The 22072-nt window shown below is 60.9% G+C and carries 20 protein-coding genes and 1 pseudogene; 9 read left to right on the top strand and 12 right to left on the bottom strand.

The window, feature by feature from the left end; all coding sequences use genetic code 11:
* Nucleotide 1: 1 nt before the first annotated feature.
* Nucleotides 2-1054 (bottom strand): signal recognition particle-docking protein FtsY, encoded by a 1053-nt coding sequence (gene ftsY, locus V9T28_RS00945; RefSeq protein WP_116400360.1) that lies wholly within the window; start codon nt 1052-1054, stop codon nt 2-4.
* Nucleotides 1055-1111: 57 nt separating this feature from the next.
* On the opposite strand from ftsY, the gene V9T28_RS00940 reads away from it, so the two are divergent.
* Nucleotides 1112-1816: an RluA family pseudouridine synthase gene (locus V9T28_RS00940; RefSeq protein WP_116400725.1), complete on the top strand. Its 705-nt coding sequence runs from the start codon at nt 1112-1114 to the stop codon at nt 1814-1816.
* A gap of 59 nt (nt 1817-1875) precedes the next feature.
* On the opposite strand, the gene V9T28_RS00935 is transcribed toward V9T28_RS00940, so the two are convergent.
* The gene (locus V9T28_RS00935) at nt 1876-2475 is read right to left on the bottom strand and encodes a GNAT family N-acetyltransferase (protein ID WP_116400724.1); all 600 of its coding nucleotides are present in this window, start codon (nt 2473-2475) and stop codon (nt 1876-1878) included.
* 270 nt (nt 2476-2745) lie between these two features.
* Between V9T28_RS00935 and V9T28_RS00930 the strand changes: the two are divergent.
* Nucleotides 2746-2910: pseudogene (locus V9T28_RS00930) on the top strand (IS5/IS1182 family transposase); the annotation flags it as partial.
* A gap of 138 nt (nt 2911-3048) precedes the next feature.
* On the opposite strand, the gene V9T28_RS00925 reads toward V9T28_RS00930, so the two are convergent.
* The gene (locus V9T28_RS00925) at nt 3049-3882 is read right to left on the bottom strand and encodes a hypothetical protein (RefSeq protein WP_147306423.1); all 834 of its coding nucleotides are present in this window, start codon (nt 3880-3882) and stop codon (nt 3049-3051) included.
* A 538-nt stretch (nt 3883-4420) separates the two neighbouring features.
* Between V9T28_RS00925 and V9T28_RS00920 the strand changes: the two genes are divergently transcribed.
* From V9T28_RS00920 to V9T28_RS00910, 3 genes are all read left to right on the top strand, one after another.
* The gene (locus tag V9T28_RS00920; RefSeq protein ID WP_199500085.1) at nt 4421-5554 is read left to right on the top strand and encodes a GGDEF domain-containing protein; all 1134 of its coding nucleotides are present in this window, start codon (nt 4421-4423) and stop codon (nt 5552-5554) included.
* 338 nt (nt 5555-5892) lie between these two features.
* On the top strand, nt 5893-8262 hold the full coding sequence (locus V9T28_RS00915; RefSeq protein ID WP_116400358.1) for an Orn/Lys/Arg family decarboxylase: 2370 nt from the start codon (nt 5893-5895) through the stop codon (nt 8260-8262).
* 15 nt (nt 8263-8277) lie between these two features.
* Entirely contained in the window at nt 8278-8826 is a 549-nt protein-coding gene (locus V9T28_RS00910; RefSeq protein ID WP_116400357.1) for a GNAT family N-acetyltransferase, read from the top strand.
* Nucleotides 8827-8978: 152 nt separating this feature from the next.
* Here V9T28_RS00910 and V9T28_RS00905 read toward each other — a convergent pair whose 3' ends face one another.
* From V9T28_RS00905 to dapF, 3 genes are all read right to left on the bottom strand, one after another.
* Entirely contained in the window at nt 8979-10208 is a 1230-nt protein-coding gene (locus tag V9T28_RS00905; RefSeq protein ID WP_245424056.1) for a helix-turn-helix domain-containing protein, read from the bottom strand.
* Between the two features lie 105 nt (nt 10209-10313).
* Complete coding sequence (gene mtaB, locus V9T28_RS00900) at nt 10314-11618, bottom strand: tRNA (N(6)-L-threonylcarbamoyladenosine(37)-C(2))-methylthiotransferase MtaB (RefSeq protein ID WP_281024250.1); 1305 nt, start codon at nt 11616-11618, stop codon at nt 10314-10316.
* Complete coding sequence (dapF, locus tag V9T28_RS00895; RefSeq protein ID WP_116400355.1) at nt 11615-12487, bottom strand: diaminopimelate epimerase; 873 nt, start codon at nt 12485-12487, stop codon at nt 11615-11617. Before dapF ends, mtaB begins: the two co-directional genes overlap by 4 nt.
* A 190-nt stretch (nt 12488-12677) precedes the next feature.
* On the opposite strand from dapF, the gene V9T28_RS00890 reads away from it, so the two are divergent.
* On the top strand, nt 12678-13448 hold the full coding sequence (locus tag V9T28_RS00890; protein WP_147306422.1) for a GyrI-like domain-containing protein: 771 nt from the start codon (nt 12678-12680) through the stop codon (nt 13446-13448).
* On the opposite strand, the gene V9T28_RS00885 is transcribed toward V9T28_RS00890, so the two are convergent.
* From V9T28_RS00885 to V9T28_RS00865, 5 genes are all read right to left on the bottom strand, one after another.
* Nucleotides 13365-13916 carry a hypothetical protein gene (locus tag V9T28_RS00885; RefSeq protein WP_147306421.1) on the bottom strand — a complete coding sequence of 184 codons (552 nt, stop codon included), beginning with the start codon at nt 13914-13916 and terminating at the stop codon, nt 13365-13367. The two genes, V9T28_RS00890 and V9T28_RS00885, sit on opposite strands and share 84 nt — an antisense overlap.
* Nucleotides 13913-14356 carry a GFA family protein gene (locus V9T28_RS00880; RefSeq protein ID WP_158554765.1) on the bottom strand — a complete coding sequence of 148 codons (444 nt, stop codon included), beginning with the start codon at nt 14354-14356 and terminating at the stop codon, nt 13913-13915. The genes V9T28_RS00885 and V9T28_RS00880 overlap by 4 nt, the downstream gene beginning before the upstream one ends.
* A 235-nt stretch (nt 14357-14591) precedes the next feature.
* The gene (locus V9T28_RS00875; RefSeq protein ID WP_199500083.1) at nt 14592-15599 is read right to left on the bottom strand and encodes an MBL fold metallo-hydrolase; all 1008 of its coding nucleotides are present in this window, start codon (nt 15597-15599) and stop codon (nt 14592-14594) included.
* A 212-nt stretch (nt 15600-15811) separates the two neighbouring features.
* Entirely contained in the window at nt 15812-16552 is a 741-nt protein-coding gene (locus V9T28_RS00870) for a hypothetical protein (RefSeq protein ID WP_147306420.1), read from the bottom strand.
* A gap of 396 nt (nt 16553-16948) precedes the next feature.
* Nucleotides 16949-17662 (bottom strand): DNA helicase, encoded by a 714-nt coding sequence (locus V9T28_RS00865; RefSeq protein WP_116400350.1) that lies wholly within the window; start codon nt 17660-17662, stop codon nt 16949-16951.
* A gap of 509 nt (nt 17663-18171) precedes the next feature.
* On the opposite strand from V9T28_RS00865, the gene ffh reads away from it, so the two are divergent.
* The 3 genes from ffh to rpsP are packed head-to-tail and all read left to right on the top strand — an operon-like array spanning nt 18172 to nt 20405.
* The gene (gene ffh, locus V9T28_RS00860; RefSeq protein WP_116400349.1) at nt 18172-19722 is read left to right on the top strand and encodes a signal recognition particle protein; all 1551 of its coding nucleotides are present in this window, start codon (nt 18172-18174) and stop codon (nt 19720-19722) included.
* A gap of 7 nt (nt 19723-19729) precedes the next feature.
* Entirely contained in the window at nt 19730-20035 is a 306-nt protein-coding gene (locus V9T28_RS00855) for an NIPSNAP family protein (RefSeq protein WP_116400720.1), read from the top strand.
* Nucleotides 20036-20057: 22 nt separating this feature from the next.
* Entirely contained in the window at nt 20058-20405 is a 348-nt protein-coding gene (rpsP, locus tag V9T28_RS00850; RefSeq protein WP_116400348.1) for a 30S ribosomal protein S16, read from the top strand.
* A gap of 81 nt (nt 20406-20486) precedes the next feature.
* Here the strand turns inward: rpsP and V9T28_RS00845 are convergent, their stop codons facing one another.
* Nucleotides 20487-21776, bottom strand: a complete 1290-nt coding sequence (locus V9T28_RS00845) for an NCS2 family permease (protein ID WP_199500082.1) — start codon at nt 21774-21776, stop codon at nt 20487-20489.
* Nucleotides 21777-22072: the final 296 nt, after the last annotated feature.

Genomic DNA, 22072 nt, shown 5'->3' with positions numbered 1-22072 from the left:
CTTAAAGCCCTGCAATGGCCTGCGCGAAGTCGCGCGCCTCGAACGGTTCGAGATCGTCCGCCGTCTCGCCGACGCCGATGAAATGGATCGGCAGCTTGAACTTGTCGGCGATCGCCACAAGAATGCCGCCGCGTGCCGTGCCGTCGAGCTTGGTCATCACGAGGCCGGTCACGCCCGCGACCTTGCCGAAGATTTCGACCTGGTTCAGTGCGTTTTGACCCACTGTCGCGTCGAGCACCAGAAGCACCGCATGCGGCGCTTGCGGATCGACCTTCTTCATCACGCGGATGATCTTCTCGAGCTCCGCCATCAGCTCGGCGCGGTTCTGCAGCCGGCCGGCGGTGTCCATGATCACCACATCGGCGTCGTTGGCGCGCGCTTCGCTCACCGCCTCGAACGCCAGACTTGCGGCGTCCGAGCCTTGTGGACGCATGGTGACGGCCGCGCCGGTGCGCTCGCCCCACATGTGCAATTGCTCGATCGCCGCCGCGCGGAACGTGTCGCCGGCGGCAAGCTGCACCTTGCGGCCCTCGGCGCGGAATTTGGCCGACAATTTGCCGATCGTCGTTGTCTTGCCGGCGCCGTTCACGCCGACCACCAGGATGACGAAGGGCTTTTTCGCCGTGTCGATCACGAAGGGCTTTGCCACCGGTTCCAGCGTGCGCTGCACCTCGTCGGCGAGTAGGCTTTTGACCTCCTGCGGGTCGATCTGCTTGTCGTAGCGGTTCTTGCCGATGAGGCCCGTGATGCGGCTCGCCGTCGCGACACCGAGATCCGCCTGGATCAGCACGTCCTCCAGATCCTCCAGCGTCGTCGCATCGAGCTTGCGCTTGGTGAAAATGTCGGAAATGCCTTGGCTGATCGCCGAGCTGGACCGCGAAAGGCCGGCGCGCAGCCGCTGCAGCCAGGAGCGCTTGGGCGGGGCCGGGGGTGGCGGAGGCGATGGGGGCGCGGCTTCGGCTTCAGCGGCGGGTGCAGGCGCGGGCTTTTCGCCGCGGCCGAACATGCGGCCGAAGAAGCCGGGCTTCTTTTGGGTCTCTAGGGGATCGGACATGTCGGCCTTGAGATAAGCGCTTTTTCGCGATCGCACAATGGTATGCTAGACGAACGCATGACCGAAGAAGACCTCCTCGCCCGCCTGATTTACCGCGACGGGCTCATGCTCATCCTCAACAAGCCGTTCGGCATCCCCGTCCATCGCGGGCCGAAGGGCGGCGAATTCCTGGAGGGCGCGTTCCATCATTTGCGCTTCGGCCTGCCGCGCAACCCGGCGCTCGCCCATCGGCTCGACAAGGACACGTCCGGCTGCCTGGTGCTGGGGCGGCACCATAAGGCCTTGGAAAAGCTCGGTGTTCTGTTCAAGGCCGGCAGTATCGACAAGACCTATTGGGCGGTGGTCGAGGGTGGGCCGGCGGAGGCGCAGGGCCTGATCGACTTGGCCTTGGTGCGGCGGGACGCGACGCGCGGCTGGTGGATGAAGGTGGACCCGCTCGGCGCCCCGTCGCAGACCCGGTGGACGGTGCTCGGCCGCGCCGACGGGCTGACATGGCTCGCATTGGAGCCCCTCACCGGCCGCACCCACCAATTACGGGTCCATTGCCAGGCCATGGGCTGGCCGATCCTGGGCGACCCGATTTACGGCACCGCCCCACGTGACGGCGGCCCCGGCCTCCACCTGCACGCGCGGGCGATCGCGGTGCCGCTCTATAAGAACAAGGACCCGATTCAAGCCGAAGCGCCGCCGCCGGAGCACATGCTGGCGCACCTCGCGGCCCTGGGCTTTGCAGGGGACCCGCCACCCCGTGAACAGGCATAATACTCTGAAATGATTAGAAAATATTTTCTATCAGTTCGTTCCCAAAAATCGTTCACACCTTAACGTTGCAGCTTTTCTTCCAGCATCGCCTTCACCTGCGGCCATTCGTCGTCGATGATGCTGTAGCGCACCGAATTGCGCTTGCGGCCATCGGGCATGATGCGCTCGTGCCGGATAATACCCTCCTCCTTGGCCCCGATGCGCAGGATCGCCGCACGGGACTTTTCGTTCAATTCGTCGGTGGTGAATTGCACCCGCACGCTGCGCAAGGTCTCGAACGCATAGGTCAGCAGCAGATATTTCGCCTCCGTGTTGGCGCCGGTGCGCTGCATCGACGCACTCAGCCACGTATGGCCGATCTCCAATTTGCGGTTTTGGCGGTCGATTTTCCAAAAGCGCGTGCTGCCGACCGGCGCGCCGGTCGCGCGGTTCAAAATGACGAACGGCATGACCGTGCCCGCCCGTCTGCCATGCAACGCAATCGCAAGGTAATCGGCTACCGTGTCCGGCCCTGGGACAACGGTCACCTTGAGCTCCCACAGAGTCCCGTCAGCCGCAGCCTGCAGCAGGCTGGGCGCATCGTTTTCCGTCATGGGCCTGAGTGCGACGATGGCGCCATGCAAGGTCGGTTGAACGAGATCGGAAGAAGCGTTGGCCATGGAATCCATCAAATGTTCTTATTACGTTCTTATCACAGAGCAGACATCCCGTCCAGCCGCCCGGCGGCGGGCGCAGGGCTCCGAACTCAGATTAACAAAATGTAAAATCGCTGCATGAGCATGACCAAAAGCGACGTCGGACAATCTTCAGATGCATGGCTGGTGCCGAAAATCGCAATGGTCCGTGAGCAACGGCTCCAATTTTGGCCAAGGTCAGAATCAAAGCGTCGCTAATATTTAGTGCCTCCTAACCTGTGTACGGAGCCCTGGGTCGAGACCGCGATCGGCAGCTATAAAGCCTTGATCGGCTGGCGACTGCGCGCCTGGCCGTTTCCTGCGCCGCAGGTCGAGGGTGCCATCGGGTGTAATGTACTCAACCGCATGCTGGCATGCGCCCGTCCGAAATCCGCTTGCCGGATCGTGAAGTTTGCATAGGCGACATCATCAAAGACCAAATCGTGCCCAGCAGCGCACCCGTACAACAACGCCCTGTGTCGTAGGCCATCACGACGATATCGTGCTGGCGGTAACAGCCGGGCAGTCATGCCTAGCAGACCAAGTCAGCTCAGCAACTTACGCCTCACCCCCATCAACGTCTGGGAATATATACGGCGTGGAAGAATTGGCATTGCATCGCTGTCTATCCGCTTCGCCCTCGATAGATCCCTGCTTCGCCCACCTCTTGATCCCGAAATCCGGCGGATAGGGGCGACTGCCCGGCTTGAGCGCCATCGATTTCAAATCCCTATCACCACGGGCAATCGCGTCGCGCTTCTTGTTGTCATACATGTCGATGACCATGTCCATTTGTCCGATGGAGGCTTTGGCTGCGCAAACATGGAAGCGCGCCAACATGTAATGCGCAGCCGCCGCAAGGCTTGAGTCCAACGACGCTCCCGGCTGGGCGCGCCGCTTGCCTACCAACACCTTGTTCCAGGCGATACAAGCTTCGCCGCAGCAGCGATTCTCATCGCCGCCGAGCGTCGCATATTCGGTACCTTTGTCGCCATTCTTGATGGCTGCTCGTGCCTGATCCAGGGCCTTGATTATTTCGGCACGCACCTCGCTGTCCACGAGCCTCGTACATCCGAGAAACACGCGGCCATCATTCACCTGGTTGTCGTCGTTCAGGCCAAAATCACTAATCTCGCGCTTCTCAATAACCGTTACAGCGAATTTCAGGCGTCGCCACGAAATGTCACCAAGACGTCCCTGGTTTTGAATGAGATTGGCCGCGGAGATGAGTTTCGCGCGATCGAGGCCGCTCAGTTCATCCAAAACAGGCAGCATATCGAACATCGCCAGGCGGAAAAGCGGCGTTAGTACCGGCGCCCAATCTTCGAATACCCAGGCTTTCTTGACTTCTATAACGGCATCACGAAATTGCTTGCGATCAATTTCACCCATGGTGAGCCTCCAGAATACCAGATCGGTGAGACAAAAACCGGCTTGCTTGCGTGTTGCGCCAATCCATCGACCCAGGAGCGTTGCGCCCAGACGCAGCATCGCGGCGTTGAAATGATTTGAGCGTGCGTGCCTCGACAGCCGCAAACTGCCGCTCCCCCGCGGCAGTCGTCACGCTAATCGGCATCACTATCTCATTGAGTTTTCAAATGCGGCACTTCCAAGTTGTACTCGCGACAAAAGTGACCGTCTATTCGTCTCTTTTGGGGGGGCGTCATGACCGGACTTGACCCGGTCTCCACGTCTTTACCGAACTCCGGGTGCAGGAAGAAAGAAAGAGGCTCCTTTACATTTTGTTAATCTCAGTTCGCAGCCCCGGCAGCGGGCGGCGGCATTGACCGCAGGCGATGCGGTTCGGTTACGCACCGACAATTCCGCAGCCCACAAGGTCCAAAATTCAGAGAATTTTTTTGCAAAATGTGAGATTGTTCACAAAATGCCCTCCTTTGATTCCGCCTGGTCTCCTGAGGAAATGCCACGGATGCAGGACACGCAAACGAACAGCGCCGCTGCAAAAAAGATCGATCCCGCTGCCGCCGACGTCACGGACCGTTCTGGCCGGTACGCTTCCGCGATGGCGGAATTGGTCGGCGTCGTGCAGGAACTCTCCCTGGCCCGCGACCTTGCCGGGGTCATGGCCATCGTGCGGCGCGCGGCGCGGGACCTGACTGGCGCGGACGGCGCCACTTTCGTCCTGAAAGATGGGGACGAATGCTACTACGCCGAGGAAAATGCCATCAGCCCGCTCTGGAAGGGCTCCCGCTTTCCGCTGGAGACCTGCGTCAGCGGCTGGGTCATGATGAACCGGCAATCCACGGTGATTGAGAACATATTTCAGGATCCGCGCGTTCCGGTCGATGCCTATCGCCCGACCTTCGTGCGCAGCATGGCCATGGTTCCGATCCGCACGCGCGATCCCCTTGGCGCAATCGGCAATTATTGGGCCAAAGTTTACCGCCCGCCGGCGGAGCAGATCGCCATTCTGCAGGCGCTGGCCGACACGACCGCCGTCGCCATGGAACATGTGCAATTGTTCGCCGAGTTGGAACAACGGGTGGACCACCGGACGGCTGAATTGGCCGAAGCCAATCGCCAACTGCACCACGAAGTGCAGGAACGCAAGAAGGCGGAGGAAGAGGTCCGCCGCCTTTCCCTGACCGACGACCTGACGGGACTGCACAACCGGCGCGGGTTCATGACGTTCGGCGAACACGATTTCCGCGTCGCGGCCCGGTCGCGGCAGCCGGTCATGATGCTGTTTGCGGATTTGGACGGTCTCAAGCGCGTGAACGACACGTTCGGGCACCAGGCCGGGGACCGGCTGATCAGAGGTGGCGCGAGAGCGCTCAGAGCCAGCTTCCGCGCGACCGACACCGTCGCCCGCCTGGGCGGGGACGAATTCGCCGTGCTGGTGACGAATTACGAAGGCGGGATCGAACAGCTGCGCAGCCGCCTGCAGGCGAATATCGAACGGATCAGCCGGGAAGAGAATATCGATTTGGCGATGAGCATCGGGATCGTCGCGTGCACCTGGGACGGCGTGCACTCGTTCGAAGGGTTGTTGCAGAGAGCGGACGAAGTTATGTATCTCGAAAAGAACAAGAAAAAACTTTAGGGTCTGGCCGAGCCGAGATCACGACGTCAATCAGCGCGCTGTTCGCCGCGGAACGTCATCCCGCTTCAAAGATCTGTGGCATAATAATCAGCGCCACGCCGTTGCCTCCGATGTCGCGGCAATGTAGCAAGCGGTCTTCGAATCAGCGTCAGGAACATGTCCGCTTCGCGCCCACCCTATCCACTTGCGATCGCTTCGCCTCCGAAGCAGACGTTGCAATACGCGGCTGCGGCGCCGTTCCCCGCATCGAGCCCAATGTTGCTCCCTCCTGCGGCAACTTGTCGTCTAATTGTCACAAAACTCGCCAACTAATCACGGCCAACATCTACGGGGCCAGCATGGACTACTTCAGGCGCTTTACCTTTCTGTTCGCGACACCAAACTTCGAGGCCGACGATCTCGAAGGGATCCGGTACAACCAGATCATCGAAGAAATCGAGCGGTCGGGCTTCGAGGTCGTCAAGGCCCGCAAGCTCGAAGACGCCGAAATTGCGGTCAAGACCGACGCCGCCATCGGCTGCATGGTGGTCGACTGGGGCAAGAAGGGGCTGGAAGGCAAGACAGCTTCGCTGATCAATCTCATGCGACGGCGCGGCCTCGACTTCCCGATCCTTCTGCTGATCCGGCGCAAGCGCTTCGAGGACGTGCCGGTCGAGGTGCTCGACTTCATCGACGGCTACATCTTCCTGTCGGAAGAAACGCCGCCCTTCATTGCCAAGAGCCTGATCAGCCGGCTGAAGCAATATGCCGAGACGCTGAAGACGCCGTTCTTCGGCGCGCTGGTCGATTATGCCGAGGAAGGCAACCATCTGTGGACCTGCCCGGGCCACAACGGCGGCGTGTTCTACAGCCGCAGCCCGATCGGCCGCGTCTTCATGGAGCATCTGGGCGAGTCCGTCTTCCGCGACGACCTCGACAATTCGGTGCTCGATTTGGGCGACCTTTTGACCCATGAAGGGCCAGCCCTGAAGGCGCAGAAGGAAGCGGCACAGATCTTCGGCGCGGAAAAGACCTATTTCGTCCTGAACGGCACTTCGACTTCCAACAAGGTGGTGCTCGCCGCGTTGGTCACCGACGACGACCTCGTGCTGTTCGACCGCAACAATCATAAGGCCGCGCATCACGGCGCGCTGCTGATCTCCGGCGGCATTCCGATCTATATCCCGACGGCCCGCAATGCTTGGGGCCTCATCGGCCCGATGCGCTGGGACACGTTCGACGAGACGGCCCTGCGCGAGCGCATCCGCACCAATCCCCTCGTCAAGGACCCGGACGCCTGGAAGAAGCCGCGCCCGTTCCGCGTCGCCGTCGTCGAGCAATGCACCTATGACGGGACGATCCACAATGCGCAGATGATCCTCGATCGCATCGGACACCTGTGCGAATATATCCTGTTCGACGAAGCTTGGGCCGGCTTCATGAAATTCCACCCGCTCTATGCGGGTCGCTTCGCGATGGGTCTCTCGAACCTCGGGCCCGATTCGCCGGGCATTATCGCGACCCAATCGACGCACAAGCAATTGGCCAGCTTCTCGCAAGCGTCGCAGATTCACATCAAGGACCGGCATATCAAGGGCCAGAAGCGCCGCGTCGAGCACCGGCGCTTCAACGAGAGCTTCATGCAATATGCCTCGACCTCGCCGTTCTATCCGCTGTTCGCGTCGCTCGACGTCGGCGCGCAGATGATGAAGGGGCGCTCCGGCGAAGTGCTGTGGGACGATACGATCCGGCTCGGCATCGAATTGCGCAAGAAGATCCGGGCCGTCCGCCGCGAATTCGAGGAGCGCGAGACCCGGCCCGAGCGGCGCTGGTTCTTCGAGCCCTTCGTGCCGGACCGGGTGACGATTTCGGACGCCTCGCACGAAGGCGCGGTCCACGACGTCGCCTGGGAGATGGTTGCAACCGACCAGCTTGCGAGCAATCCGACCTATTGGCAATTCGCGCCCGACGCGGGTTGGCACGGCTTCACCCAGATGGAGCCGGGCTTCGCCATGACCGACCCCAACAAGCTGACCCTGCTGACGCCGGGCTTCGATCGCGAGACCGGCACCTATGCCGACCACGGCATCCCCGCCCCGGTCGTCGCCCAGTTCCTGCGCGAGAACCGGATCGTCGCCGAAAAGAACGACCTCAACTCGCTCCTGTTCCTGCTGACGCCGGGCGTCGAGGCCAGCAAGGCCGGCACGCTGATCAGCGGGCTCGTCGCGTTCAAGAAGCTGCACGACGACAATGCGTTGCTGGAAGAGGCGATCCCAGAATTCTATCGGCGCCGGCCGGGTCGTTATGCCGGCGTGCGGTTGCGCGATCTGTGCGGCGACATGCACCGCTTCTTCCGCGATCACGACATCAGCGGCCTGCAGGCCAGGCAGTTTTCGGCCGAGCACCTGCCGGAAATGGCGATGTCGCCGCATGATGCGGCGCGCTGCCTCGTGCGCAACGACGTCGATTATCTGCCGATCGACGCCATTGCGGGCCGTATCGCCGCGACGCCCTTCGTCGTCTATCCGCCCGGCATCGCCACCATCGTCCCTGGCGAGCGGATCACCGATCGGGCGAAACCGATGATCGCCTATCTGCAGATGTTCGAAGCGTGCTTCAACACGTTCCCCGGCTTCGACGTGGAAATCCAGGGCCTCTATCGCGAGACCGATTCGACTGGAAAGGTGCGATTGTTTACTTACGTCGTCAGCGAACAAATACAGGGTTGAGGATCGCGACGACAAATGGACACCGAACTACCTATCCTCATCCGCCCCTCGCGGGATACCGATGTCGAGCCGATGCTCGCCATCTATCGCCACCATATCCGCCGCGGCATCGAAGCCCATGTCGCGGACATGGGGGCGCCGCAACCAGACGACCTGCGCGACCGGCGCAAGAACCTGCGCGACCGCAAGCTGCCGCATCTCGTGGCGACCCGCGGCGGTATGGTCGTCGGCTATGCTTATGTCGTGTTGTTCCGCAAACGCCCGGCCTACCGGTTCACGGTGAAGCACTCGATCTATGTGCATCACGACCACTTGGGGCGCGGCGTCGGAAGGTTGCTGATGCAGGAACTGATCGGCGCCTGCGCCGCCGCCGGATTCCGGCAAATGATCGGCTATATCGATGCCGAGAACAAGGCGTCGCTGGGGCTGCACGAAAGCTTCGGCTTCGCCCGGGTCGGGCTCCTGCCGGGCGTGGCCTATCGCTACGGCAAATGGTCGGACAGCGTCATGGTCCAGCGCTCGCTCGGCCCCGGCGCGACCTCACCGATCGGGCCGAACGTGTAGAGCATCTTCTTAACCGAAAAGTCGCGCAACTTTTCTGGAAAATGCTCTAACTACGCGGCCACATGCGGCGCGCCGATCAGCGGGCCCGCCTCGAGTGCATTCACGCGCAGGGTGCGGTTTTGATTATTTTTGCTGGAGCGGATCTGTTCAACTCAAATCGCCTCCACTTGCTCATCAGCGGCCTGTATCTCCTCACTGCCGGCGCTGATGAGATAAGCATGGAAATGATGCGGAAAAATGCGAATAACTTTTCCAGATTTGCCTTCGTGTGGCCCTGCGACTACCCGCAGATCTACGCCTTCGCGAAAGCGGAGCTTATCTAACGCTGCCTGCTCTAGCGCCCGCTTCCAAATGGCCTCATGCCGCACATATTCATCCGACCCCCATCCAAACAACGCCCGTGATATTATCCATGATCGCCGCAAAGGTTCGACGGCGGCGGCGGCCTGCCCATCGTTCAATAAAGTTTCGCCCACAGAGCAAAGCCTCTGCATGTCCGCATGTAGCTTTTCATCATCAAAAGTATAAGAAAAATCGACCCAGTCGGAGATGTACCCCTCGGGACTCCGCACGCAAAATTCCATTCGACGCCATGAAACTGGACCATCTACCTCAGTACTGGCCGCAAGTTCCAGATAATCGCCGAAACAAATGTTTGGTTGCTGCCAAATATTGCTGGCGTCCGGAGCACCGTTAGTCGGGGCACCTTTGACACGATGCGCAATTGTAACACCCGGGGCAAAGTGGCTACCCGTGAAAATCAAACCCGCGTGATAACCTCGATGGAGTCCACCTTCGCTATACGCGAGTAGCGACCATGTTACCCGATCCAAAATAGGCTTATGCCGCATGCTGCAATGATAGCCGCGAAGAGCAATCTCAGTGGCGTTATGAAAAGGAACTCGGCCGGGCTGTTTTGGCACTAATGTTGTCCTAACAACATGTAGCCATCGGATGTCGCGAGCGGCTACTATGTTGAGCATCGCCTGCGAAGCCTCTGCTTGTTTACTCAAAGATATCAATTGCTCTTGGAGGTGTTCTCTCTCTGTTTGCAGGCGACGGCACTCCTCGACCAATTTCCTGATCGTTACCTCGTCTGGAACAGGCATCGGCTTGGAAAAAAAATCGATATCCGAGAATCCAAATGCACTAGCGAGCGCGCGCCTAGTGTCGACACTGCTCGGCTGACCGTCTTCCACACGCTGAATTGTCCTTACATTAAGGCGGGATATTTCAGCGAGCGTCTCTTGAGACCAGCCATTTGCTTCGCGCTGCGCCCTTACAAAGTTGGCGATTTCTGCAATGGTAAGCGGCCGCGCGTGATCATCGATGGCTTCCGAATGTCTTGGGCCCTCATCGGAGTTCATTGTCGTACCTTTCACCGAATCGTTTTCGTGCCCAAATTTGATGCGATTCGAAATAAAGATCCACGACAACGACCCGACAGTGTCATCAACCTATTGATTAATCTAAAATTTCAACTTCCTCTAGATGGCGCGGCTCTCACGGCCGGAGGTAGATACTAGATGCGCCACAGGAGCTCCCAATAATTTGCCGTTTCGCAGTGACAAGATTTGTGTCAACAACAACTCGCCGGCCTGCGCCTCTTGCACCTGGACCGGCGTGAAATCCTCCATGCGGCCCGTGCCACCGCGCTCCATCAGCACCGCCACCGTGCGGCCGACCTGGGCGGCAAGATGCCGGCCCATCGCCGCCTCGCCCTGGGCGCGCAGGCGGCTGGCCCGCTCCTTGATCAAGGGGCGCGGCACTTGCGGCATTTTGGCGGCCGGCGTGCCGCGGCGCGGCGAATAGGGGAAGACGTGCAGGTGGGTGAGGCCGCACTCATCAATTAGCGCCAGCGATTGCGCGAACATCTCCTCGCTCTCGGTCGGAAAACCGGCGATGAGATCGGCGCCGAAGACGATATCGGGCCGCAATTTACGGATCCGCTCGCAAAAGCGCACCGCATCGGCGCGGCTGTGCCTGCGCTTCATGCGCTTCAGGATCAGATCGTCGCCCGCCTGCAGCGAGAGATGCAGATGCGGCATCATGCGCGCATCGTTTGCCAGCGCATCGATGAGATCGTCATCGGCCTCGACCGAATCGATCGAGGAGATGCGCAGCCGCTGCAGGTGCGGCACCTGCCGCAGGATATGTTTGACCAGACGGCCGAGTTTCGGCGCGCCCGGCAGATCGGCGCCATAGGAGGTGATGTCGATACCGGTGAGCACGACCTCGCGGTAGCCGCGCTCGACCAATCGCGCGATTTGCGTCACTGCATCGCCCATCGGCACCGAGCGCGAATTGCCGCGGCCGAACGGAATGACGCAGAAGGTGCAGCGATGATCGCAGCCCGTCTGCACCTGCACGAAAGCTCGGGTATGGCCGTCGAACCCTTCCAAGAACGGCGCGGCGGTTTCCCGCACAGCCATGATGTCGTTCACCCGCACACGCTCTTGCGTGTCCGTGCCGAAATCGCGGGCCCAGGTCTCCGGCTTGAGTTTCACGTCGTTGCCGATCACCTGCGCGACTTCCGGCATGGCGGCAAATGTTTCGGGCTCGGATTGCGCGGCGCAGCCGGTGACGATGATCTGCGCTTGCGGCTGGTCGCGGTGCGCGCGGCGGATAGCTTGTTTTGCCTGCCGCACCGCCTCGGCGGTGACGGCGCAGGTATTGATGACCACGAGATCGTCGCGCCCGTGGGCCTCGAGCGCCTGCCGGATCGTTTCCGTCTCGATCATATTGACACGGCAGCCGAAGCCCTGCACCGCGGGAGCGCGCGGCGCGCTCACACCATTTCGTCCGCAAACAGGGCGGGATCGAACGTGCCCTCGAATTCGAGTTCGACCGGGCCGGTCATCATCACATGGTCGTCGGCACGCCAGTCGATGAGAAGATCGCCGCCGGGCAGCGTCACGCGCACTTCGCGTCCCGTGACGCCGTTGCGCGCCGCCGAGACCGCCGCGGCACAGGCCGCCGAACCGCAGGCGCGGGTCAAGCCGACGCCGCGTTCCCAGACCTTCAGGACGATATGGTCGCGGCTCACCACATGGGCGAGCGAGATATTGGCCTTTTGCGGAAAGATCGGATCGTGTTCGAGCTTCGGGCCGAAGGCGGAGAGATCATAGGCTTCGACATCCTCGACCCAGAAAATCGCGTGCGGATTGCCCATATTGGCGACGGACGGATTTTGCAAAATCTTGCCGCCGATCGGGCCGCAAGTCAGATCGATCGCCTTTGCGTCGGGCTCGGGCCGGCTCAGCGGGATCTGCTGCCACTCGAAGCGCGGCAGGCCCATGTCGACGGTGAAGGACCAATCTCCCTCGCGGGCGCATTCGAGCAGGCCGGCGACCGTCTCGACCGCAAAAGCGCGGGTTTGCGTGCCGGGCGTCATCACCCAGGCGACGCAGCGCGTGCCATTGCCGCAGGCTTCGGCTTCCGAGCCGTCGATGTTGTAAATCTTGACGAAAGCCTCGGCGCCCGGGGTACGGGAATCGTGGATCACCATCAATTGATCGAACAGGAGTCCCGGCCCGCGGCCGATGGCGCGCGCCTCATGCGGCGCAACGGTGAGATTGGTGCCACGCAAATCGAGCACGACAATTTCGTTACCGGCACCATTCATCTTGTAAAACGGGCGGCCCGCGAGCGGACTGGACATGTTAAAACCTATTCGAACGCGACATGTGCGAAGGGGATATGGCGCGTCTATAGCGGATTTCCAAGGCGAGGACCAGTTTGACGCGGACCTCGAACCGGGCCGCCCCTTGGCTTTCCGATGCAAAAAGGTCAAATAGATATGAGAGATTCGTCCGTGGGGCGCGGTGGATTAAGGAATTTGGAGCTTACTGATGGCCTTTGTCACATCGCTCAAGCAAATCGGCCGCATGGCCATTCTCGGCCTGTGCTTGAGCCTCGCCGCCCCAATCGCCCAGGCACAAACGACGACCGATAATCCGGCCGCCACCCCTGCGACGCCGGCTCCCGCGACACCAGCCCCCGCCGCGCCCGCAACCCCGCCGGCGGCGGCCACGACGACGCCTCCTGCCCAGCCGACCCCGGCCCCGCCGGTGACGATCGCGCCGACGACGCCGAACGATTCGGCCAAAGTGCCGCAGCAGCCCGCAGAAGATCCGAACAAGGCTGCGAGCGACGCCTCGGCCGTGCAAAGCATCACCATGGCCGAGCAGCCGATGGCCTATGTCTCCGGCTCGGCCACCTGGGACGAGGGCTACACCAAGCTGCAGGACGGCTTCAAGCAGGTACGTGGCGAACTCGACAAGGCGGGCTTGAAAGCGATCGGCCGGCCGATGGCCCTCTTCCTCGACACCGACGACAAAGGCTTCCGCTACGAGGCGCTGATCCTGCTCGAATCGGCGCCCGAGGGCAAAACCGAACTGTCGCCGGACGTGAAGATCGGCAAGACGCCGGCCGGCAAGGTGCTGAAATTCCAGCACCACGGCGCCTATGACGAAATCAGCTCGACCTACGAGGCGATCGCCGCCTATCTCGACGAGAAAGATCTCGAAGCGCAGAACCTACTGATCGAGGAATATGTCAACGACGTCAGCGGCTCGGACGACGTCAATCTGGACGTGAATATTTACGTTTATATTAAGTAGCGGCCGGTTGTTCCCTTCTCCCACAGCGATGCTGTGGGAGAAGGTGCCGAGCAAATCGAGCGGATGAGGGCGATGCGACCGGGCGAGCGGCTCCGGTGCAAGATAGCCCGCAATCGCAGATACTTTAACCCATATTTCCCCTTCCCGCAGTGCGGCGTCGAGTTTTGCCGCCACGCCCACAAACGACATCGCCGGTGTTTGGGCAACGGCCTCGAGCAGCGCTTCGACTCGGTCTGCGGCCTCACGCCCAGCGCGCAACGCGGTCGAATAGCCGATCTCTTTAGCGGCAGCATCCCAACGCGCCTGATGCGCCGCAAAATCGGTCTCAGCTTTCGCGCGGGCAGCGAGCATCCTCTGAGCCAACGTTCGGCCCTTCGCGAAGCGCCTTAACTTGGATATTTCGGTTGAGCGGTTGATCGCTAAGGCATCGAGGCTCTGAATTGAATGCGCCAATGGGTTGTGGGTCATTTCACTTCGAGCCTTGGGCCAACCCGCACAGGCGTATCACGCTTGCCAAATTCGTAGCGCGGCAGGTGGTCGGCAATTTCGATCCACGGGAGCTGCTCGTCGGCTCGGACGTGCATCGTAGGGGCCACCTCGTTCGGATCATCGAGAGTGCAGGCATAGACAGCCAGTTCGCTCTTGTTCTCATACGAGATCGGCGCTCCGCACCGCCCGCAGTGGCCGCGTTCGACACCAGGCGAGGAAACATAAATCACAGGCTTTCCACTCGTGTATCGGAACGACGTCCTGTCGACGACGATATAAGTGACGAACGAACTCGACGTGTGCCGCCGACAGCTTTCGCAGTGGCAGTGCCCCGTTTCGAGAGGCGGGCCGCGGAATTCATAGCGGACATCACCGCACATGCAGCGGCCAGTGGTCACGTCATCTTTGGCTGAATTCATTTTGCCACTCCCTCCACTCACGCATTTTAGCGAAGTTTGGTCGAGCATAGCACCGTGAGGGCCGAAGCATAATGCGGGTTTAATAGTCACCCAGCCGCCTCTCCCTCAGCCGTCATGCATATGAACTTGGCCTTGGCCAAGTTCATCATTCTTGATGATCAAACTGGGTATACCCGGTTTGATATATGCCACTTTACCCCGCAGCTCCGCCTCGGCACAAGGAAATACCGGGCAGTCACTCCGGCACGTCGAACACGCCGCCCGGCCGGCGCACCTGAAACAGCTCCTTTGCGAGGCCTGCCGCGGCAAGCGCGCGCTGGAGATCGCGCGGCGGCGTGTCGATCGCCTCGTCGGTCAGCGGAAACGTGCCCCAATGGTGCGCCAGCGCGAATCGCGCGCCGCAATCCTGGAAAATTCGCACCGCCTCGGCCGGATTGACATGCAGGTCGCGCATCAGCACGCGCGGCTCGTATGCCCCAATCGGCAAAATCGCGAGGCGCAGGTCGCCGAAACGCGCGCCGATCTCGCGGAACAGCGCACCGTCGTGATAGGCGGTATCGCCGATATAATAGATCGCGCCCGCCGGCGTCTCGATCACGAAAGCCGCCCAGAGCGCCATGCGCCGGTCGTTGAACCAGCGCGCCGACCAATGATAGGACGGCGCGAGATGCACGCGCACATCGTCGGACAAGGGCAGAATTGTGCCCCAATCATGCGCTTCCGCGCGCACAGCCGCATCGCGGCGATGCAAAATCACGTCATTGCCGAGCCCGGTGATGATCCGCGCGGCGGGATGGCGCGCGCGCAACGCCTGCAGGGTCGCGACATCCATGTGATCGTAATGATTGTGGCTGACGAAAATCGCATCGAGCGGCGGCAGATCCTCCATCGCAATGCCCGGCGCGTTGACGCGTTTGGGGCCGGCGAAGCGGAACGGACTGGCGCGCTCCGACCACACCGGATCGAACAGCAGATTGAGCTCCTGCGTCTGCACGAGCACGCTGGCATGGCCGATATAGCTGACACGCAAGGCCCCGCCCTCGACGCAGCGCGGTGGCCGATCGACGGCGGCCGGCGCCTCGCGCGGCCAGGGGTTTTTGCGCCGATTGAGCCGCCATTTCAACAACTCGCGCTTGCGCAGCAAGCGAATGCGCTGGCCGGGCGTGAAAAAGCGGATACCGTCGAAATGATCGGTTACGGGGCCGGAATAGTAGGGGTTCGAAATTGTTCGAGAACGGGCCACGGATGCAAATCTCACAAAATTCGATTCTTCTGACCTCTCATATAGATCTTATAGCCAGGGACCCAAATACAAGTTTCTTTCGACGGCAACTTGGCACTTCTTGACGCGTTGCGTTGGCAACTATCACCTTAACGCAGCTGCCCAAAATGTGGAGCCGGATATAAGTGTAGCGATCAGCGTTTCCGCCTTGAGAGATCTCTTTCCGCCGGGGCTTAAGAAGTTTTTTTTGCAGTTCGAATACGGTCGAGCGCCTGCTGAATATGGGGCTGACTGCATAGTTGGTGGTATCGTTGAGCACGGAATTGCGCTCCGCCAAACTGATCTCGCCGAGCAAAAAGATAACCTCTAAAAGATCCAAGTTGATTATAAAATTCTTCGATTTCCTGAGCTATTCGCTCCAAGGTACCAAGCTCATAGACAAATTGCTTTTGTCTAAAAGTGCTCATGGCTAGTGGGTCGTGATCAACGGCTGCAGTGAACGCGATAAAATCAACTTGGGATACCCAAATAATGTCGTTTGGGATGGCGACAGATACACCGAAGCACCCATGTGCAAGATCGTTTCGTTCTTTTTCAAGTGACGCTCGACGCGCCATGTGCGCGGCAAACAACTCATAATCCCTGTCTTCAAGGACTGTCTTTGCTGCGGCGTCTAGCGCGTCACTTTGGGCTCGGCTGCTTTTTAAAGAGGCGAAGACGGCGGCGGCGGCTGGAATATTTGTGCCCATAAGCTCGGCCAGAAGCCTAGCGCATTGAATTTCAATATCCGCCCATGCGGTAATGATTCTTGCGATTATCGCTGCAGCACGCGGTCGATCTTCTACATATCCAACGCCGAATGTAGCGTGTGCCTTCGAATGCGACTTTAGAAGTGGCTTTCTGGATGAATTGGAAATTGGCACGCGAGGAGGACGACCGCCGTCCACATTTTCGCTAGCCTGAACCGATTTCATGGACGTCGCCGGATACAACGCTTCATGCGCGCAGTACGGGCATCCGACACTGATTTCACCGTCTCCGCTGATCTTTGGTGGATTCTGCCCGTTTGTGACGTCGTCGAGTAAATGGATTTGGCGACCGCATCCGCCACATGTGACGGTGAAGTACCAGCTCCCGGCAAATATCGGATCGCGCCTGTAAAGTCCGTATGACATGGTGAACGAACCACAACGAATAGCATCGCCGGATGCGCAATCATCCGACACAAATCAGTGGTCGCGATCTGAACGCGCCTTTAACGCGGCAGTCAAGTCGGGGGCCGAAGCATAAGAGCGCACCGGTCCCAAAGCCGAACGCCCCGCCTCGCGAGCGAGGGCGCGTCCATAAAAGCAAGACTCGGCATTAGCCATTCAGTGCACGGCCTGCACCTGAACGACACCCTTGTTCAAGAAACACGCCTTGTCGAACAATTTCAAATCGAGAGGATTCGGCAAGCGGACGTCGCGCAAATCGGGAAGCTGTTTCTTCGACGCCTCAAACGCGCGATCGATTTGTGCGATGAAGACGAGGATGAGGCCGCGCTCGCGGGCAAAGTCCCTCAGTGCACGGATTTGCGTCTCGAGCGCGGGCGTGTCGCGTTTCTGATCGAGCAGTTGCAGATAATCGACGATGGCGAGCGTGCCGCGCGGCGCCGATGCCAGGGTCAGCATGATGTAATCCGCGCTGATGGCGTCGGAGCAATCCGCAGTGAACAGCAGATTGCCTTGCATCGTCCCGGCGCCGATGGCCCGCAACCGTTCCTGCACGTCCTTCGCGGTATATTCCAGAGTGAAGAACACGCCGCGCCGGCCGGTTTTCGCGGCCTCCAACGCGAGTTCCAGGCTGAGCAGCGTCTTGCCCTGGCCGGGTCGGGCACCCAGTAGCACCATGTCGCCATGGGCGAGATGCGAAAGCAATTGATTGGCCGGCGAGTGTTTGGATGCTTTGGCCGCGAGCACGCTCCAGCCGCTCTGGCCTTCCTCCGCGGCAATCTGATCGAGTGCGGCGTGCAGGGGGATATTTTCGGTGCGGGAAACGCGCTTGGCTTGGCGCTTCAAACGGGAGATGGGCGCGGATAGTTTCATGAAAACCTCCTATCGCGAGCCATTTTTGCAACCCCTCCTTATGCCGCGGGCTCGAACAGTCGGTCTGATCGCTCAATCGTCCTGCAGGAAACATGCTTTCCCGAATGGAGGGGGGAGGCGTGGACGGCGCCGGGGTTGGATCATATCGTGATTCGGCTGAAACTGGAATTGCACGGGACCGACGGGCTCCAGGATCAGGACCTGAGCATGCGGCCTTAGGGGCGGCTTTTCCTTGACTCCGCCCCCCAACCCGCCTAAAAGCCGCGCAACTCTCTCAACCGAGTGTCCATTGCTAGCCGCCGACGTGGCCCCATGAGGCCAGCGGTCCCCGCCCGACAGCGATATTCGCCCTCGGGCGCGCTTTGCTTTGGATATGCGGTTTGAGGTTAGAGCAATTTTCCGTTCTTCCAAAACCGGGAAATTTCTCTAAGTTATTGTTTTGTCGCATTTTCTTAACCGAAAAGTCGAACAACTTTTCTGGAAAATGCTCAACAAATTGGAGCACCGCCATGTTCGAGGGCCTTTCCGAAAAGCTCTCTGGCATATTCGATAGTCTGACCCGCCGCGGCGCTCTCACCGAGAACGACGTGAATGCGGCCATGCGCGAAATCCGCCGGGCCTTGCTCGAGGCGGACGTCGCGCTCGACGTCGTGCGCTCCTTCACCGACAAGGTGCGCGAGCGGGCGATCGGCGCCAATGTCGTCAAATCGGTCACGCCCGGCCAGATGGTCGTGAAGATCGTCAACGACGTGCTGGTCGAAACCCTCGGCGCCGATGCCGATCCGATCAATCTCGACGCCAATCCGCCGGTCGCGATCATGATGGTCGGCCTGCAGGGCGCCGGTAAGACGACCACCACCGCCAAAATCGCCAAGCGCCTGACCGACCGCTTCAAGAAGCGCGTGCTCATGGCCTCGCTCGACGTGAAGCGCCCGGCCGCGCAGGAACAGCTCGCCGTGCTCGGCCGCCAGACCGGCATCGACACGCTCCCCATCGTCGCCGGCCAGACGCCGGTGCAGATCGCCCGCCGCGCCGAGGAGACCGCGCGTCTGCAGGGCTATGACGTGGTGATGCTCGACACCGCCGGCCGCACCCATATCGACGAGCCGCTGATGGTCGAGATGGCGGAAATCAAGGCCGTCGGTCGGCCGCACGAGATCCTGCTCGTCGCCGACAGCCTGACCGGCCAGGACGCGGTCAATCTCGCCAAAAGCTTCGACGACCGCGTCGGCATCACCGGCATCGTGCTGACCCGCGTCGACGGCGACGGCCGCGGCGGCGCCGCGCTCTCGATGCGCGCCGTCACCGGCAAGCCGATCAAGCTGATCGGCACGGGTGAAAAGATCGATGCGCTCGAGGATTTCCATCCGGCGCGCATCGCCAACCGCATTCTCGGCATGGGCGACATCGTCTCGCTGGTCGAAAAGGCGGCGGCGACGCTGGACGCGGAAAAGGCGCAGAAAATCGCCGAGCGGATGCGCAAGGGCAAGTTCGACCTCGCCGACATGGCGGAACAGCTCGCGCAGATGGAAAAACTCGGCGGTCTTGGCGGCGTGATGGGCATGCTGCCCGGCATCGCCAAGATGAAGGAGCAGCTCGCCAAGGTCGACGACAAAGTCATCAAGCGCCAGCGCGCCATCATCCTGTCGATGACGCCGGAAGAGCGCCGCAACCCCGACGTCCTGAAAGCCTCGCGCAAGAAGCGCATCGCGGCCGGTTCCGGCATGAAGGTCGAGGACGTCAACAAGCTCCTGAAGCAGCACCGCCAGATGGCCGATATGATGAAGGCGCTCGGCGGCGCGAAAAAAGGCCCGCTCGCCAATATGGCGCGCGCCTTCGGCCTCGGCAGCGGCATGCCGCAGCCGACCCCGGAACAGCTCGAAGCCTTGCAACAGCAGATGGGCGGCAAAATGCCCGACATGCCGAAGCTCCCCGACGCACCGCCGCCCGGCGCGTTCGCGCCGAAGCCCGGCCTGCCGGGTTTGGGCACAAGCAAACTCCCCGGCCTTGGCGGTCTGCCTGGCCTCGGCGGGTTCAACCCGTTCGGCAAGAAGAAGTGAGGTGCCGGTGATTACCTGCCATCTGCGCTATGTGATCGATCCGTATAAATTGGCGGAGTTCGAAGCTTACGCCAAAATGTGGATTCCGCTGGTCAGTCGCCTTGGCGGCGAACACCACGGCTATTTTCTGCCCGCCGAAGGCGCCAACAATATCGCCTTCGCTTTGTTCAGTTTTCCGAGTTTGGCGGCTTACGAAACGTACCGTCAGAATATGGCAAATGACCCTGAGTGTCAGGCCGCATTTGCATTTGCCGAAAGCAACCGCTGCATCGTGAGCTACGAGCGCTCATTCCTGCGGCCTGTCCTCCAGTAATCTCTTATCGAAAGGAAAATACATGTCCCTGAAAATTCGTCTCTCCCGCGGCGGCGCCAAGAAGCGTCCATTCTACCGCGTCGTTGTCGCCGACTCGCGCATGCCGCGCGACGGCCGCTTCATCGAGAAGCTCGGCACCTTTGACCCGCTGAAGGCCAAGGAAGATGCGGCGCGCCTCGTGCTCGACGTGGAAAAGGCCAAGGAATGGATCGCCAAGGGCGCCCAGCCGACCGACCGCGTCACCCGCCTGCTCGACGACCTCGGCGTGTTGAAGCGCGAAGCCCGCAACAATCCGGAAAAGGCCAAGCCGAAGAAGAAGGCGCAGGAGCGCGCGGCTGCGGCGGCCAAGGCGGCGGAAGCTGCTGCGTAAACAACAGCCAGGTCAGCTCTCAAAGCTCAAAAAAATGCCCGCTGAACAGCGGGCATTTTCGTTATGGCAACGTCTTCGCGCTTAGACGAAGAAGGCGAAGCGGATGACGAACAGGACAGCGACCAGACCGGTTGCCAGATGCAGCTCACGCGGCCGGCCCGTCAGCGCTTTCATAACCGCATAGCTGATGAAGCCGAAGGCGAGGCCGTTGGCGATCGAATAGGTGAAGGGCATCATCAGGGCGGTCAGCGCGGACGGCGCCGCCTCGGTAATGTCCTGCCAATCGATCTCAAGGAGTTCGCGCATCATCAGACAGGCGACATAGAGCAGCGCAGGCGCGGTCGCATAGACCGGCACGGCCCCCGCCAGCGGCGAGAAGAACAACGAGGCGAGGAACAGCACGCCGACGACGACGGCCGTCAATCCGGTGCGCCCACCGGACTGCACGCCCGACACGCTCTCCACATAGGCGGTCGTGCTGCTGGTCCCGAGCAAGGAGCCGGCGACGATCGCGCTGCTGTCGGCGAGCAGGGCCTTGCCGAGATTGTTCGGCTTGTCGTCGGCGATCAGGCCGGCGCGCTTGGCGACGCCGATCAGCGTCCCCGTGGCGTCGAACACTTCGACCAGCACGAAGACCAGGATCACGTTCAGCCATCCGCCATGCAGCGCGCCGGGAATGTCGAGTTGCAGGAAGGTCGGCAGAATGCTCGGCGGCGGCGAGACGATGCCGCCGAACGTGCTGACGCCGACAATCATCGACAGCACGGTGATGAGCAGAATGCCGATCAGGATCGCGCCGCGTACTTTCAGTGTGTCGAGCGCGGCGATCACGAAGAAGCCGAGGATGGCGAGCAGCGTGCCGGGCTGGTTGAGCTTGCCGAGTGTCACCAAGGTCGCCTGGTTGCCGACGATGATGCCGGAGCTCTTCAGCGCGATAATGCCAAGAAACATGCCGATACCGGCTGCAATCGCACTTCGCATAGAATGCGGAATGCCGGCGACCAGCCAGCGGCGCACGCCTGTCACGGTCAGAACGAGAAATACGCTGCCGGAGATGAAGACCGCGCCCAAGGCCTGCTGCCAGGTAAAGCCCATGGCGCCGACGACACCGAAGGCGAAGAAGGCGTTGAGGCCCATGCCGGGCGCCATGCCGATCGGCCAATTGGCAAACAGGCCCATGATCAGCGATCCGGTTGCGGCGGCAAGACAGGTCGCCACGAACACCGCATTCCGGTCCATGCCGGTCGACGACAGGATCTCCGGATTGACGAAGATGATATAGGCCATGGTCAGGAAGGTCGTGATCCCCGCGATCATCTCCGTCCGGACCGATGTCCCCTGTTCCTTCAGTTTGAAAACTGCCTCCAGCACGTCGCTTCTCCTCCCTCGGTTCCGAGTGAGCCGCGCCCATCCGCGCGAACGACCGTGCCCGCAAGCTCATGCAGCCTGCGCGTCTCGGTGATCGCTGTGCTTGGCGTTGCTCCCCAAATCATTGGCCGACAGGCCATTCCGGTGCGCCTTGCAATTGCGGCGGCTGTATTTTCCGGACCCGTCCATGACAGGCAGGCAAGCTTGGGGCGATCGGTCGCTTTGCACAAGCGTCCAGACGCCCATGCGGCGTTGAAGGTCTTTCAAAGGAATTTGGAAAGCGGCGGGCGACGGGGCAG

The sequence above is a fragment of the Methylovirgula sp. 4M-Z18 genome (assembly GCF_037890675.1).
Lineage (GTDB): Bacteria > Pseudomonadota > Alphaproteobacteria > Rhizobiales > Beijerinckiaceae > 4M-Z18.
This window is presented reverse-complemented; position numbering and strand designations above follow the sequence as displayed.

What these genes read in the sequence shown, in the direction of transcription:
- V9T28_RS00915 (WP_116400358.1), top strand. Translation starts at nt 5,893, where the DNA reads ATGGACTACTTCAGGCGCTTTACCTTTCTGTTCGCGACACCAAACTTC.
- V9T28_RS00890 (WP_147306422.1), top strand. Translation starts at nt 12,678, where the DNA reads ATGGCCTTTGTCACATCGCTCAAGCAAATCGGCCGCATGGCCATTCTC.
- V9T28_RS00940 (WP_116400725.1), top strand. Translation starts at nt 1,112, where the DNA reads ATGACCGAAGAAGACCTCCTCGCCCGCCTGATTTACCGCGACGGGCTC.
- V9T28_RS00935 (WP_116400724.1), bottom strand. Translation starts at nt 2,475, where the DNA reads ATGGCCAACGCTTCTTCCGATCTCGTTCAACCGACCTTGCATGGCGCC.
- V9T28_RS00885 (WP_147306421.1), bottom strand. Translation starts at nt 13,916, where the DNA reads ATGACCCACAACCCATTGGCGCATTCAATTCAGAGCCTCGATGCCTTA.
- V9T28_RS00925 (WP_147306423.1), bottom strand. Translation starts at nt 3,882, where the DNA reads ATGGGTGAAATTGATCGCAAGCAATTTCGTGATGCCGTTATAGAAGTC.
- V9T28_RS00870 (WP_147306420.1), bottom strand. Translation starts at nt 16,552, where the DNA reads ATGAAATCGGTTCAGGCTAGCGAAAATGTGGACGGCGGTCGTCCTCCT.
- ftsY (WP_116400360.1), bottom strand. Translation starts at nt 1,054, where the DNA reads ATGTCCGATCCCCTAGAGACCCAAAAGAAGCCCGGCTTCTTCGGCCGC.
- ffh (WP_116400349.1), top strand. Translation starts at nt 18,172, where the DNA reads ATGTTCGAGGGCCTTTCCGAAAAGCTCTCTGGCATATTCGATAGTCTG.
- V9T28_RS00920 (WP_199500085.1), top strand. Translation starts at nt 4,421, where the DNA reads ATGCAGGACACGCAAACGAACAGCGCCGCTGCAAAAAAGATCGATCCC.
- V9T28_RS00865 (WP_116400350.1), bottom strand. Translation starts at nt 17,662, where the DNA reads ATGAAACTATCCGCGCCCATCTCCCGTTTGAAGCGCCAAGCCAAGCGC.
- rpsP (WP_116400348.1), top strand. Translation starts at nt 20,058, where the DNA reads ATGTCCCTGAAAATTCGTCTCTCCCGCGGCGGCGCCAAGAAGCGTCCA.
- dapF (WP_116400355.1), bottom strand. Translation starts at nt 12,487, where the DNA reads ATGTCCAGTCCGCTCGCGGGCCGCCCGTTTTACAAGATGAATGGTGCC.
- V9T28_RS00880 (WP_158554765.1), bottom strand. Translation starts at nt 14,356, where the DNA reads ATGAATTCAGCCAAAGATGACGTGACCACTGGCCGCTGCATGTGCGGT.
- V9T28_RS00910 (WP_116400357.1), top strand. Translation starts at nt 8,278, where the DNA reads ATGGACACCGAACTACCTATCCTCATCCGCCCCTCGCGGGATACCGAT.